General features: G+C 61.4%; 17 protein-coding genes. 7 read left to right on the forward strand and 10 right to left on the reverse strand.

The window, feature by feature from the left end:
* Positions 1 to 13 precede the first annotated feature (13 nt).
* From WAO69_RS07940 to WAO69_RS07980, 9 genes are all read right to left on the reverse strand, one after another.
* A complete protein-coding gene (locus WAO69_RS07940; RefSeq protein ID WP_422177797.1) occupies positions 14 to 793 on the reverse strand; it encodes a succinate dehydrogenase iron-sulfur subunit in 780 nt (259 codons plus the stop codon).
* Between the two features lie 14 nt (positions 794 to 807).
* A complete protein-coding gene (gene sdhA, locus WAO69_RS07945) occupies positions 808 to 2,613 on the reverse strand; it encodes a succinate dehydrogenase flavoprotein subunit (RefSeq protein WP_422177799.1) in 1,806 nt (601 codons plus the stop codon).
* Between the two features lie 21 nt (positions 2,614 to 2,634).
* A complete protein-coding gene (gene sdhD, locus WAO69_RS07950; protein ID WP_422177801.1) occupies positions 2,635 to 3,006 on the reverse strand; it encodes a succinate dehydrogenase, hydrophobic membrane anchor protein in 372 nt (123 codons plus the stop codon).
* A 10-nt stretch (positions 3,007 to 3,016) separates the two neighbouring features.
* A complete protein-coding gene (sdhC, locus tag WAO69_RS07955; protein ID WP_422177803.1) occupies positions 3,017 to 3,400 on the reverse strand; it encodes a succinate dehydrogenase, cytochrome b556 subunit in 384 nt (127 codons plus the stop codon).
* A 148-nt stretch (positions 3,401 to 3,548) separates the two neighbouring features.
* Complete coding sequence (locus tag WAO69_RS07960; RefSeq protein ID WP_422177805.1) at positions 3,549 to 4,271, reverse strand: DUF1194 domain-containing protein; 723 nt, start codon at positions 4,269 to 4,271, stop codon at positions 3,549 to 3,551.
* Between the two features lie 96 nt (positions 4,272 to 4,367).
* Entirely contained in the window at positions 4,368 to 5,399 is a 1,032-nt protein-coding gene (locus WAO69_RS07965; protein WP_422177807.1) for a MaoC family dehydratase, read from the reverse strand.
* The gene (locus WAO69_RS07970; protein WP_422177809.1) at positions 5,400 to 5,606 is read right to left on the reverse strand and encodes a DUF1737 domain-containing protein; all 207 of its coding nucleotides are present in this window, start codon (positions 5,604 to 5,606) and stop codon (positions 5,400 to 5,402) included.
* A complete protein-coding gene (locus WAO69_RS07975; RefSeq protein WP_422177811.1) occupies positions 5,603 to 6,160 on the reverse strand; it encodes an NnrU family protein in 558 nt (185 codons plus the stop codon). The genes WAO69_RS07970 and WAO69_RS07975 overlap by 4 nt, the downstream gene beginning before the upstream one ends.
* Positions 6,157 to 7,023, reverse strand: coding sequence for an HpcH/HpaI aldolase/citrate lyase family protein (locus WAO69_RS07980; RefSeq protein WP_422177813.1), 867 nt, complete (start codon positions 7,021 to 7,023; stop codon positions 6,157 to 6,159). The genes WAO69_RS07975 and WAO69_RS07980 overlap by 4 nt, the downstream gene beginning before the upstream one ends.
* Before the next feature lie 181 nt (positions 7,024 to 7,204).
* Here WAO69_RS07980 and WAO69_RS07985 point away from each other — a divergent pair, with 181 nt between their 5' ends.
* The gene (locus tag WAO69_RS07985) at positions 7,205 to 7,519 is read left to right on the forward strand and encodes a hypothetical protein (protein WP_422177815.1); all 315 of its coding nucleotides are present in this window, start codon (positions 7,205 to 7,207) and stop codon (positions 7,517 to 7,519) included.
* 31 nt (positions 7,520 to 7,550) lie between these two features.
* Here WAO69_RS07985 and WAO69_RS07990 read toward each other — a convergent pair whose 3' ends face one another.
* Positions 7,551 to 8,306 (reverse strand): sulfite exporter TauE/SafE family protein, encoded by a 756-nt coding sequence (locus WAO69_RS07990; protein WP_422177893.1) that lies wholly within the window; start codon positions 8,304 to 8,306, stop codon positions 7,551 to 7,553.
* Between the two features lie 160 nt (positions 8,307 to 8,466).
* Between WAO69_RS07990 and mdh the strand changes: the two genes are divergently transcribed.
* From mdh to WAO69_RS08020, 6 genes are all read left to right on the forward strand, one after another.
* On the forward strand, positions 8,467 to 9,429 hold the full coding sequence (gene mdh, locus WAO69_RS07995; protein WP_422177817.1) for a malate dehydrogenase: 963 nt from the start codon (positions 8,467 to 8,469) through the stop codon (positions 9,427 to 9,429).
* A gap of 244 nt (positions 9,430 to 9,673) precedes the next feature.
* Positions 9,674 to 10,867 carry an ADP-forming succinate--CoA ligase subunit beta gene (gene sucC / locus WAO69_RS08000; RefSeq protein WP_422177819.1) on the forward strand — a complete coding sequence of 398 codons (1,194 nt, stop codon included), beginning with the start codon at positions 9,674 to 9,676 and terminating at the stop codon, positions 10,865 to 10,867.
* 22 nt (positions 10,868 to 10,889) lie between these two features.
* Positions 10,890 to 11,411, forward strand: coding sequence for a hypothetical protein (locus WAO69_RS08005; protein ID WP_422177821.1), 522 nt, complete (start codon positions 10,890 to 10,892; stop codon positions 11,409 to 11,411).
* Entirely contained in the window at positions 11,408 to 12,208 is an 801-nt protein-coding gene (locus WAO69_RS08010; RefSeq protein WP_422177823.1) for a class I SAM-dependent methyltransferase, read from the forward strand. Before WAO69_RS08005 ends, WAO69_RS08010 begins: the two co-directional genes overlap by 4 nt.
* Positions 12,209 to 12,228: 20 nt before the next feature.
* Positions 12,229 to 13,110, forward strand: a complete 882-nt coding sequence (gene sucD / locus WAO69_RS08015) for a succinate--CoA ligase subunit alpha (RefSeq protein WP_422177825.1) — start codon at positions 12,229 to 12,231, stop codon at positions 13,108 to 13,110.
* Positions 13,107 to 13,868 (forward strand): alpha/beta hydrolase family protein, encoded by a 762-nt coding sequence (locus tag WAO69_RS08020; RefSeq protein ID WP_422177827.1) that lies wholly within the window; start codon positions 13,107 to 13,109, stop codon positions 13,866 to 13,868. Before sucD ends, WAO69_RS08020 begins: the two co-directional genes overlap by 4 nt.
* Positions 13,869 to 13,884 lie beyond the last annotated feature (16 nt).

The following is a 13,884-nucleotide window of genomic DNA, read 5'->3' on the forward strand; positions in this document are numbered from 1 at the left end:
GCGCCCTGCCGGCTCAGACTGTCCGCTCGACCATCAGCTTCTTGATCTCGGCAATCGCCTTGGCCGGGTTCAGCCCCTTGGGGCAGGTCTTGGCACAGTTCATGATGGTGTGGCAGCGATACAGCTTGAACGGATCTTCCAGATCATCCAGCCGCTCGCCCGTCGCCTCGTCGCGGGAATCGATGATCCAGCGATAGGCATGCAGCAAGGCCGCCGGTCCAAGATAGCGATCGCCATTCCACCAATAGGACGGACAGGCCGCCGAACAGGAACCGCACATCACGCATTCATACAGCCCATCCAGCTTCTTGCGGTCCTCAATCGACTGACGCCATTCTTTCGCGGGACGGTTTGTCTTGGTCTCAAGCCAGGGCATGATCGAGGCATGCTGGGCATAGAAATGCGTCAGGTCCGGGATCAGGTCCTTGACCACCGGCATATGCGGCAGAGGATAGATCTTCACGTCGCCCTTGATCTCATCCATGCCATAAATGCAGGCCAGCGTGTTGATCCCGTCGATGTTCATCGCGCAGGATCCGCAGATCCCTTCGCGGCAGGACCGGCGGAAGGTCAGGGTCGGGTCGATCTCGTTCTTGATCTTGATCAGCGCGTCCAGAACCATCGGCCCGCAGGTATCCATGTCGACGAAATAGGTGTCGACGCGGGGGTTTTCGCCGTCATCGGGGTTCCAGCGATAAATGCTGAACTTGCGCAGATTGGTGGCACCCTCGGGCTTGGGCCATGTCTTGCCAGTCTTGATCCGGGAATTCTTGGGAAGCGTCAGTTGAACCATGTCTCAGCCCCTTCTCAATACACACGCGCTTTCGGCGCGATTTTCTTCAGGTCGATCCCGCCGTCATTGTGGCTGGTCAGAGGCTTGGTGATCACGCCGCGATACCCAAGCGAGGCCGTGTTGCCCTGGAACCAGACAAGGCTGTGCTTGCGCCAGTTCTCGTCATCGCGATCCGGGTAATCCTCGTGGGCATGCGCACCGCGGCTTTCCTTGCGCGCCGCTGCCGCCGTGATCGTGGCCACGGCATTGGGCATGAGGTTGGTCAGCTCAAGCGTCTCCATCAGATCCGAGTTCCAGATCAGCGAGGTGTCAGTCACCTTGACATCGCTCAGCTTGCCCGAGACCTCTTCCATCTTGGCCTGACCTTCGGCCAGCGTCTTGTCGGTGCGGAAAACCGCAGCATCCGCCTGCATGGTCTTTTGCATCTCAAGGCGCAGCTCGGCCGTGGGCACATGACCATTGGCATAGCGCAACCCGTCAAACCGGCTGAACGCGGCCTCGATGCTGCGCCGGTTCGGCGTCGGCACCGGAGCCTTGGGATCGACGATTTCGCCCGCCCGGATCGCCGCGGCACGGCCGAAGACAACCAGATCGATCAGCGAGTTCGACCCAAGGCGGTTGGCCCCGTGCACCGAGGCACATCCCGCCTCGCCCACGGCCATCAGTCCGGGAGAGATGGCTTCTGAATTGCTTTTGGTCGGGGCCAGAACCTCGCCCCAGTAATTCGTCGGAATACCGCCCATGTTGTAATGCACGGTCGGCAGAACCGGGATCGGTTCCTTGGTCAGATCCACTCCGGCAAAGATACGCGCGCTTTCCGAGATGCCGGGCAGGCGCAGGTCCAGCGTTTCCTTTGGCAGATGGTTGAGATGCAGGTGGATGTGATCCTTGCCGGCCCCCACACCGCGCCCTTCACGGATCTCCATGGTCATGCAGCGGCTGACCACATCGCGGCTGGCCAGATCCTTGTAGGTCGGCGCATAGCGCTCCATGAACCGCTCGCCTTCGGAATTGGTCAGATACCCGCCTTCACCGCGTGCGCCTTCCGTGATCAGGCAGCCCGACCCATAGATTCCGGTCGGGTGGAACTGCACGAATTCCATATCCTGCAAAGGCAGGCCGGCCCGCGCGGTCATCCCGCCACCGTCACCGGTGCAGGTATGCGCCGAGGTCGCGCTGAAATAGGCGCGCCCATAGCCGCCCGTGGCCAGAACGACCATCTTGGCGGAAAACAGATGCATCGTGCCATCATCCAGCTTCCAGCAAAGCACGCCCTGACAGACACCATCATCGGACATGATCAGATCGATGGCGAAATACTCGATATAGAACTCGGCATTGTTCTTCAGGCTTTGCCCATAAAGCGTGTGCAAGATAGCATGCCCCGTACGGTCGGCGGCAGCACAGGTGCGCTGCACCGGCGGGCCTTCGCCATATTCGGTGGTATGCCCGCCGAAGGGGCGCTGATAGATCTTGCCCTCTTCGGTACGCGAGAACGGCACGCCGTAATGCTCCAGCTCGTAAACCGCCTTGGGTGCCTCACGCGCCAGGTACTCCATCGCATCCGTATCGCCCAGCCAGTCCGAGCCCTTGACCGTGTCATACATATGCCACTGCCAGCTGTCCGGTCCCATGTTGCCAAGGGACGCCGCGATACCGCCCTGCGCGGCCACGGTATGCGAGCGTGTCGGGAACACCTTGGACACACAGGCCGTTCTCAGCCCCTGTTCCGCCATACCCAATGTGGCGCGCAGACCCGCACCACCGGCACCCACGACCACGACGTCATACTCATGCGTCTCGTAATCATATGCAGCCATCTTGTCTCTCCTCTTGAACGCTCAAAGCGCCAGTCGCGCGATAGCGAAAAGCCCGGTCGCCGCTGCGGCATAGCTCAGGCAGATCATCGCGATAATCAGAATTTTCTGCGCCGTCCCGTGGACATAGTCCTCGATCAGCACCTGCACACCATCCTTGAAATGCATGAAGGCGACCACAATCGTCAGCGCCGCCACGATCGCCGGGAACGGCTTGGCATAATAGGCCGTCATCGTCGCATAATCCGCGCCAAGGATCGGCCCGAAGGTCAGCAGAAACAGCGGGATCAGAACCAGAAGCCCGACCGAACTGACTTTCATCGCCCAGAAATGCGCGGTCCCGGTCTTGGCCGATCCCATGCCCATGGCGCGTTTGCGGTCTGTCAGATAACGCATCTCAACCTCCTCAGATCACGGCTACGGTCAGCAGGGTCATCACCACCGACCCGCCAATCACCGCCCAGCCCAGCTTTTCCGCCGTCGGGATGTCCAGACCGATCGCATTGTCCCAGATCAGATGCCGCACACCTGCAAGCGTGTGATACCACAGCCCCCAGAGCGACAGAAACATGACCAGATCGCCAAACCAGCTGGTCAGAACACCGTTGGCAACGGCATAATATTCAGGAGATGTCGCAGCAGCCAGAAACCACCATACAATCAGCAACGCGGCCAGCAGGATCGCATTTCCGGTGATCCGCGTCAGGATCGAGGTCATCGAGGTCAGCTGCGGGCGATAAATACTGAGGTGCGGCGACAGGGGACGATTGCCCCGGTTCACATCAGCCATCATTCAAGTCCTTTCGGTTCCCTGTCTCTTTACTAACGGATTATCGCGCACTGTCACGCGGGCACGGGGACGCATGGCGCGGTTTTTTGGCGCGGCAGTGCAGAAAAATGCAGGTTGTGATCACACTCTTGGCCCGCGTGATCACACGTTACCGCAAACGAAGCCCGATGGGCTGCATCCGCACCCCGCCCGAGTCGCCCGGCAAGACATGCTGCACCGCGGCAGTCTGCTTGGTGATCTCGCGCAGCAGCTTGCGCCGGATCTTCTCGGGATAGTCGTCAAAATCAACGGCGGTTTCCACGAACGCGCCCTCACCGACAATCACCTTCTCAAAGAAATACCCGGTGAGGTCAGGCTCACTCTCTTCGATCGCGATGGCATTCACCGTCACCCCGGCCGCACGCAAGGCCGGATGCAGCCCCTCGGGCGAGATCCCTTCATTTGACGCCCCATCCCCGGACAGATCGATCAGATGACGGGTGCAATGGGCGACCGCATCGAACTGACTCATGGAAAAACTCAGCGCCTCGCCCACGGCGGTCGAGAAATTGCGCCACACCCGCGCATCATCCGCAACCGCATCGGCAAAACGCTCCACCGCGTCAAAATCCGTCATATGCGCCCAGGGCAGGGTCACCCGCTGGCGCGTGGCCCCGGTCCATTGCACCAGCATCAACTCAGCCTCGGCGCGCACCAGAGCCTCCGAAATCACCGAATCGCGCAGGGCCTCGGCCAATCCGTCCATCTGGATGCGATACTCCTGCGCATCTACCGATCCCGACACATCCACAGCAAGGATCAGCGCCAGATCACAGGCGGCCACGGGCATGGCAGGGCCAAGAAGCCCGGCAAGGAAAACAGACAGGCGCATGGCACCGAACCTATCAAGGCACCAAGGTTTTGCACATCACATAGACGTGCACAGCGCTGCTGCGTCTTTCTGGTGAAAAATACCCCGGCACCCGGCCTAAAGCGGGCACAACACCCAGTAATCCAGATCCAGCAGCACCTCGGGCAGATATGCGCCATCCGCCGCGCGCAGCGCGAAAGGCGCGCCCCCCCTGGTCGCCACCAGACGCAGGCGCAGCGCCCCGACACCGGGGGCGGCAAGCTCTGCCTTGTCCACCACTTCGGACCATGCCCGGATCGTATCGCCCGCGAAACAGGGGTTGGCATGGGCACCCGCGTTCAGACCCACGATCATCTGGGCATTCGCCAGACCATTGAAACTGAGCGCGCGCGCCATCGAGATCACGTGGCCGCCATAGATCAACCGCTGCCCGTCCGGGCGGAACGTGGCATCGAAATGCACCTTGGCCGTGTTCTGCCAGAGCCGCGTGGCCATCATGTGTTCGGCCTCTTCGATGGTGACCCCGTCGACATGGTCGATCGTCTCGCCCACCTCGTAATCGCCCCAGCGATGCGGCTCTCCGGCAAGGGAGAAATCATAGCCCGTGAAATCCAGCCCCTCCGGGATCACCAGATCCTGCGGGGCCACCACCGGGCGCAATTCCGGCACCACCGTTGCGGGCGCGGGTGCCGCGATATCGCCCTTGCGCACCATCACCCAGCGCACATATTCGAGCACGGTTTCGTCGCGCTGGTTCATCCCGCGCGTGCGAACCCAGACCACACCGGTCTTCCCGTTCGAGTTCTGCTTGACCCCGATCACCTCCGAACTGGCGCGCAGCGTATCGCCGGGCCAGACCGGGCGAAGCCAGCGCCCCTCGGCATAGCCCAGATTGGCCACCGCATTCAGCGAGACATCCGGAACGGTCTTGCCGAAGACCACATGGAACGCCGCCAGATCGTCAATCGGGCTGGCCGCCAATCCGCAGCTTTGGGCAAACTGATCCGAGGAATACACGGCATGGCGCGCAGGGTAGAGCGCATGATAGAGCGCCCGCTCCCCGCCTGACACGCTGCGCGGCACCGCGTGATCAATGCGCCGACCAACGGCGTAATCCTCAAAGAACCGGCCCGCATTGGTCTTGGCCATTCAGTGATCTCCCAGCTTCATCTCGGGCGTATAGGGCCCTTCGACCTGCTTGATCACCGCCTGCCCGCAGCGCATCACACCGCGCGCGCTGTCAAAGGCATAGGTCGGATCGCCATAAAGCTCCCAGCCCTTGGCCAGCGCAGCGCTGACCTTGTGACAAAAGGCCGAACTATCGTCCTCGGTCAGCAACCGGTATAGCGTTGTCATGACGGGAAGGGCCACACACCAAGCAGGCTGTGCACATAACCGATCACACCCAGCAGCAGGACGGACCCGACAAGGAACATGGCGTCCTTGGCAATCGTGCCGGGTTCGGTCGGTTTCTGCCAGCCGGGCTCGGATTTGTTGATCACGATCACCTCGACCACCGCCCAGGCCAGCAAACCGCCAAACAGAACGATCGCGGCCAGATCCCCGTTCACCAGCAAATGCGATACCGCCCAGATCTTGACCCCCGTCAGCATCGGGTGGCGCATGCCATAGACCAGCTTGCCGCGTTTCGCAGCCGGGCTGAACAGGTACAGGGCGATCACCATCAACAGGTTGTTGAGATGGATCAGGAAACTGGGCGGCGACCAGACCGGGATGAAATCCACCCCGCGATAGCCGATCACCATCAGCACGATCGAAACCACCAGAGCAACCGCAAGGATCCCCTTGCCAGCGTCACCCAATGCCGCACGCTGCGCCGGAGCGAGGCGTTTGAACAGATGCGCCCCCCACCAGAGTGCAATGCCAAGAACAAGTAAAAGCCAGCTCATTTCGGTACTCCCGCAGCCATGAGTTCGATCACTTCGGCTTTTGCCAGTATTTCAAGCGCAGTTGCAACATGCAGGTTTTCCACGATCCGGCCATCCACGACCGCAACGCCCTGCCCGGCGGCCTCGGCCTCCTCGAAGGCGGCGATCTGGCGGCGCGCCAGATCGGTTTCCGCCTCGGACGGGGCAAAGGCGGTATTGGTCACATCGACCTGCGCGGGATGGATCAGCGTTTTGCCGTCAAATCCCATATCGCGCCCCTGATCGCATTCGGCCTTCAGGCCCGCGTCATCCTTGAAGGCGTTATAGACGCCATCCACGATCACCACCCCATTGGCCTTGGCCGCAAGCAGGCACAGGCCCAGCGAGGTGATCAGCGGCACACGGTCGGCGCGAAACCGGGTCTGCAGATCCTTGGCCAGATCATTGGTGCCCATCACCATGCCCGTCAGCTTGGGATGGGCGGCAATGGCATCGGCATTCAGCATGCCGCGCGGTGTTTCCATCATCGCCCAGATCGCCAGGTCGCCGGTCAGTGCCGCAAGCTTGTCCAGATCGGCGGGGCTGTTCACCTTGGGCAGCAGCACCGCATCGGCATCCATGCCCGCAACCGCGCGCGCATCATCGGCCCCCCATTCGGTATCCAGCCCGTTGATCCGCACGATCTTCATGCGCGCGCCATAGCCGCCCGCCGCCAGAGCCTCGGCCAGCGTGCCCCGGGCATTGACCTTTTCATCGACCGAAACCGCATCTTCCAGATCAAAGATGATCGCATCCACCGGCAGGCTGCGCGCCTTGTCCAATGCACGGGGTTTTGAGCCGGGAATATACAGAACCGAACGATAAGGGCGGGCGCGATGATCCATGCGAGGCTCCGGCTGGCGACATAAAATTGCGCAAAGGGGTGCAGCTTTTTTCCGATATGTTCAAGCGCAAATGTGCCGCACTGCAGCAGAACCAGCCGCCCGCACGCTGCGTTAACCCTGTTTTCAGAGGTCCCGCATCAGTCTTGCGACATCAAACGCGCTTCATGGGAAAGGGCATGCAATGAACGACACGGTCTATAAAATCACCTTCGGACTGGGCCTTCTGGCGCTGGCCGCGACGGAAGTGGCTGCACAATCGGGCAATTGCGCCCCGCGCGAGGTGGTCATCGAACGGCTTGCCGACACTTTTGGCGAAAGCCGCCGAAGCGTTGGCCTCGGCGGTCAGGGGCATATGGTGGAAACCTTCGCCTCGCGCGAAACAGGCACATGGACGATCACGGTCACAGCGCCCAGCGGCATCACCTGCCTGGTTGCCTCGGGTCAATCCTTCGAGACCGTGAGCGACGCACTGCCCAACACCGACGACGACGCATGAAGCTCGGTCCGGGCGGGCAGACTGCGCAGGGTCATGTCAATGCGTCCCAGATCAGTTTGCTCCCCGTGACGACCAGCAGAAAATAGGTGATCCGGAAAAACAACCACTCGGGCACCAGATGATGCGCCTTCACACCCAGCCAGGCCCCCAGAAGGGCGAAAGGTGCCAGCACGATATTGGCGATCAGGGTCTCAAGCGTGAAAAGACCCAGAAACGCGTAAGGGATGAACTTGACGATGTTGATCGCCCAGAACAGCAGCACCGTGGTCGCCTGAAACTCGGTTTTGCTCAGGCGCTGAGACAGCAGATAGACCGCTGCCGGCGGGCCGCCCGCATGGCTGACGAAACTGGTGAACCCGGCCACACAGCCGGCGATCCATCCCGCCCAGACCGGCAATCTTTGCTGAAAGGGCCGGATCATCCCGCGTGCCTGCACCACCTGCCAGGCCACGAAGCCGATCGAGATCGCCCCGATCAGCAACCGAAACAGATCCGCATCCGCCACCGAATAAAGCGCCGCCCCCAAGGCCACGCCCGGCACGCCGCCCATGATCAGCACCCTGACATCGGGAAAGCTCCACTTGCGCCAATAGGGCCGCAGCGTTGCCACATCGATCAGCATCAACAAAGGCAGCATCACCCCCAGCGCCAGCCCCGGATCGACCACCAGCGCCAGAATCGCTGCCGCCGCAAAGGCCGCCCCCGACCCGAACCCGCCTTTTGATACTCCGGCAAACAGAACCGCCGGGCCCGCGATTGCGAAAAACTCAAGGTTCAATTCCAGCATGCACGGGTCTCCAAGGGCCTTGCCGGTCAAAGCCTTACCCGGTTCGCGCCGCCCGGAACAGGCCCCCTCGCGCGACATGCCGCAGAACCTGTCCCTTGCATGGAGGGCTATAACGCTCTAACCGAGGCGGCGAAATTTCATCGGATCGGAGAGACATCCAATGGCCAGACCCAAGATCGCCCTCATCGGCGCAGGTCAAATCGGTGGCACCCTAGCGCACCTTGCAGCAATCAAAGAACTCGGCGACGTGGTCCTGTTCGACATCGCCGAAGGCACGCCCGAGGGCAAAGCGCTCGATATCGCGGAATCCGGCCCATCCGAAGGCTTTGACGCTTCGCTGCGCGGCACGCAATCCTATGCCGATATCGCAGGTGCCGACGTGTGCATCGTCACCGCCGGTGTGCCGCGCAAACCCGGCATGAGCCGCGACGACCTTCTGGGCATCAACCTCAAGGTGATGAAATCCGTCGGCGAAGGCATCCGCGATCACGCACCCAATGCCTTTGTGATCTGCATCACCAATCCGCTGGATGCGATGGTCTGGGCGCTGCGCGAGTTTTCGGGCCTGCCCCACAACATGGTCTGCGGCATGGCCGGCGTTCTGGACAGCGCGCGCTTCCGCCACTTCCTCAGCCTGGAATTCAACGTATCGATGAAAGACGTCACCGCCTTTGTTCTGGGCGGTCACGGCGACACGATGGTCCCGCTGACACGCTATTCGACCGTGGCCGGTATCCCGCTGCCCGATCTGGTCGAGATGGGCTGGACCAGCCAGGAGAAACTGGACGGCATCGTTCAGCGCACCCGTGATGGTGGCGCCGAAATCGTCGGCCTGCTGAAAACCGGCTCGGCGTTTTATGCGCCCGCCACATCGGCCATCGAAATGGCCGAAGCCTTCCTCAAGGACCAAAAGCGCCTGCTGCCCTGCGCGGCCTATTGCGACGGTGAATTCGGCCTAAAGGACATGTATGTCGGCGTGCCGACGATCATCGGGGCCGGCGGCATCGAAAAGATCGTCGACATCAAGATGACCAAGGACGAACAGGCCATGTTCGACAATTCGGTCAATGCCGTGAAAGGTCTGGTCGAGGCCTGCAAGGGGATCGACAGCTCGCTGGCCTAAGCCCGCAGCCCCTGAAAATCACCAAGGCGCACCTTCGCGGGTGCGCCTTTTTCGTTTGTGATCACAGCGAAACGAATCGCGGCGGCACGCCGTTCGAAAATAATGTGATCACACTTTTTCGTGCTGTGATCACAAATGTCGCTTTTTTCTCCGAATTTCGCACCTGCGGCAAAAAATCGTTTAACCCGGCATAAACGAGCGACCTATAGCTCAGGCAATCATAGCAAAACGGGACAGTTTTTTCATGAACATCCACGAATACCAGGCCAAGGCCCTGCTGCGCAGCTACGGAGCTCCGGTTTCAGACGGGCGCGTCGTGCTCAAGGCGGAAGACGCAAAAACCGCAGCCGGGGCACTTGATGGTCCGTTGTGGGTCGTCAAGGCACAGATCCACGCAGGCGGTCGCGGCAAGGGATCGTTCAAGGAAACCGACGCCGGTGAAAAAGGCGGCGTGCGCCTGACCAAATCCGTGGAAGAGGCCGCCGAAGAAGCCAAGAAGATGCTGGGCCGCACATTGGTCACCCACCAGACCGGCCCCGCCGGCAAGCAGGTGAACCGCATCTATATCGAAGACGGCGCGGGCATCGAGACCGAGATGTATCTTGCCCTTCTGGTGGATCGCCAGACCAGCCGCATCAGCTTTGTCTGTTCCACCGAAGGCGGGATGGATATCGAAGAGGTGGCCGCGGCCACACCCGAAAAGATCCTGTCCTTCTCGGTCGATCCCGCAACCGGCTATCAGGCCTTTCACGGCCGCCGCATCGCGTTTTCGCTGGGCCTTGAAGGCAAGCAGGTCAAGCAATGCGTCGCCCTGATGGGCCTTCTTTACAAGGCCTTCGTCGAAAAAGACATGGAGATGCTGGAGATCAACCCCCTGATCGTCACCGACAGCGGCGATCTCAAGGTGCTGGATGCCAAGGTCAGCTTTGACGGCAACGCGATGTATCGCCATGCCGATATCGCCGAACTGCGCGACACCACCGAAGAGGACCCCAAGGAACTCGAGGCGTCCAAATACGACCTCAACTATATCGCTCTGGATGGCGAAATCGGCTGCATGGTGAACGGCGCGGGCCTTGCCATGGCCACCATGGACATCATCAAGCTTTATGGCGCGGAACCGGCCAACTTCCTCGACGTGGGTGGTGGCGCGACCAAGGAAAAAGTGACCGAGGCGTTCAAGATCATCACCTCGGATCCTCAGGTCAAAGGGATCCTCGTGAACATCTTCGGCGGCATCATGCGCTGTGACGTGATCGCCGAGGGCGTGGTCGCCGCGGTCAAGGAAGTCGGCCTGAAGGTTCCGCTGGTCGTGCGTCTTGAAGGCACCAATGTGGAAAAAGGCAAAGAGATCATCAACACCTCCGGGCTGGACGTGATCGCCGCTGACAATCTGCGCGACGGGGCCGAAAAGATCGTGAAAGCGGTCAAGGGCTGATCCTTTGACCGTGGACGCGACCATGATCGACACCACCGGCGAACTGAGCGTCGGACGCGACTGGGCCAGATCGCTGGCCCTGCCCGCGCTGTGCATCGCGGTGTCGGTGGTATTCTGGTTCGGCATGACCATGCAGGTGGACAGCTTTTTTGAAAGGCGGTTTCAGAGTCAATCCTGGCTGGTGTTTCCCTTGATCGCGCCCTTCACGCTCTGGGTCGGCTATCGGCTCGTCTGGCCGGTCGGCGCGCTGATCCGCATGACACCTGACGGGTTTCAGGATCGACGCGTGAACGGTACCGTCATCCCGTGGACCGAAATCAGGAACGCGGTCCGAAAGGGCGAATTCGTCTACCTGACGCTGAAACGCACGTTCGCCCGGTCCTATCGGTTTTCACCCTCGCAACGGATACTCAAGGCAACACGCAAGAACGCCGGACCAACCCACCTGCTGATCGCGCATTGGTGCGTGGCGGCCACCGGGGATGAACTGCTGGAGGCGATACAGGCCTATCGCCGGGCCCATGCGCCGGAGGGTCGGGCATGAACGCGCATCCCGATCTCCGCGACTGCCCGGCCTGCGGGTCCGCGACCGTCGCGGCCCTGCCGGATCTTGCGCCGGAGCCCTGGCATATCGGCGGGTGTGCCGAGTGCGATTTCGTGTTCCTGCGCAACCCGGTCGATTACACCGCACTTGAAGAAAAGCACGCCTGGGAAACCACCTATAGCACCGAGCATGAGGCCCGCGAGGCCAAACGCGGCATGGTGCGCCGCATCGCGCGACAGGTGCGGATCCTGGGTTATGGGCTGCGCGGCAAACGCGCCCAGGTCTATCTCAAGCACCTCGAGCCCGGCCCCGTTCTGGACATCGGCTGCGGCGATGTGGTGCGCTTTGACGCTCCGTTCACGCCCTATGGCATCGAACTCAGCAAGGCGCTTTGCGCGAAGGCCGACGCCACGATGCGCGCACGCGGCGGCTATTGCCTGCAAGGTGCCGGTGCCGAAAGGATCGGTGACTGGCCCGAAAACATGTTCAGCGCCGTGTTGATGCACAGCTTTCTTGAACATGAGGTCAACTTTCCGCAGCTGCTGGAGGGGTGCTTTCGCGTGCTCAAACCGAACGGGCGCGCTTTCATCCGGGTTCCGAATTTCGCGGCCCTCAATCGGCGCATTCAGGGTGCCAACTGGGCCGGCCTGCGCCATCCCGATCACGTCAACTACTTCACACCCGCCACACTCCAGAGCGTCTGCGAACGCACCGGATTTCAGTTCAAACTCGTGAACCGGTTCAAAATCTGGCTGGACGACAACATCCAGGCACTCGCCATCAAGCCAGCCGCCTAAAGCAAGGAACATCCAAGACAATGGCCGTACTTATCGACGAAAACACCAAAGTGATCTGCCAGGGCTTCACAGGAAGCCAGGGCACGTTCCATTCCGAACAGGCCATCGCCTATGGCACCAAGATGGTTGGCGGCGTGACACCCGGCAAAGGCGGCATGACCCATCTGGACCTGCCCGTGTTCAACTCGGTCCACGAGGCCAGACATGTCACCGGGGCCAATGCCACGGTGATCTATGTCCCGCCCCCCTTTGCGGCGGATTCGATCCTCGAGGCCATCGACGCCGAAATGGAGGTGATCGTCTGCATCACCGAAGGCATTCCCGTGCTGGACATGATGAAGGTCAAGCGCGCGCTCGAAGGCTCCAACTCCCGCCTGATCGGGCCCAACTGCCCGGGGGTCATCACGCCGGATGCCTGCAAGATCGGCATCATGCCCGGCCATATCCACAAACGCGGCAGCGTCGGCGTGGTCAGCCGGTCGGGCACGCTGACCTATGAGGCGGTCAAACAGACCACCGATGTGGGTCTGGGCCAGTCCACCTGCGTCGGCATCGGCGGTGATCCGATCAAGGGCACGGAACATATCGACGTGCTGGAATGGTTCCTGGCCGATGATGAAACCCAGGCGATCATCATGATCGGCGAAATCGGCGGCAGCGCCGAAGAAGAAGCCGCGCAATTCCTGGCCGATGAGCGCAAGAAAGGCCGCTGGAAACCCACCGCCGGCTTCATTGCAGGCCGCACCGCCCCTCCGGGCCGCCGCATGGGCCATGCCGGCGCCATCGTCGCAGGTGGCAAGGGCGGTGCCGAGGACAAGATCGAAGCGATGAAAGCCGCCGGCATCGTCGTTGCGGAAAGCCCCGCAAGCCTGGGCGAAGCCGTGCTGGAGGCCATCGGATGATACGCGCAACGCTCACCGCCGCGCTTGCCGCGCTGAGCTTTGTTGCTCTTGCCACGCTGGCCTTGGCGCAATCGCCCGGACCATTGCAGGGCAAGATCTATGGCTCGGGCAACAAAGCCCTGGTGGTGGTGCTGCATGGCGATCTCAGCAGTGGCGGCCAGGCGACCTATCATTTCGATATCGCCAACAGCATCGCCAGAGCCAACCCCAACGTCACGGTCATGGCGATGATCCGCCCCGGCTATTCCGGCGGCTCGGGGCTCAAATCGCCCGGCTCGAACACGAACCGATCGGACCATTACACCAAGCGCAACAACCAGCTTGTTGCCCAGACGATCCAGAACATGGCCCAGCAACTTGGCACCACCAAGGTGATCGGCGTCGGCCATTCCGGAGGCGCGGCGCAGCTGGGTGGTGTTCTGGGGCTGGCCCCGGGCCTTTTGGACAGCGCCGTGCTGGTCTCCTGCCCCTGCGACATCGCAACCTGGCGCGCCTCCAAGGGCCGTGGCCCCTGGAAAAACAGCGCAGGCCAATCTCCGGACAAGCAGATCAGCAAGATCGCCAAGGGCACCCGCCTGGTGCTGATCGTGGGCACGCGCGACGACAACACCCGTCTCAGCCTGTCGGAAAGCTATGCCGCTTCCGCCAAGGCACGCGGCCTCAACGTTCAGCTGATCCCGGTCAATGGCGCAGGCCACGGGTTCAACAAACTTCAAGGCACGGTTCTGAAATCCGTGAACTCCGAGCTCAGGCGGTAACCCATGATCCCTGTCG

Origin of the sequence: Aestuariivita sp. (assembly GCF_049276915.1) — a bacterium.
Taxonomy (GTDB): Bacteria; Pseudomonadota; Alphaproteobacteria; order Rhodobacterales; family Rhodobacteraceae; genus Aestuariivita.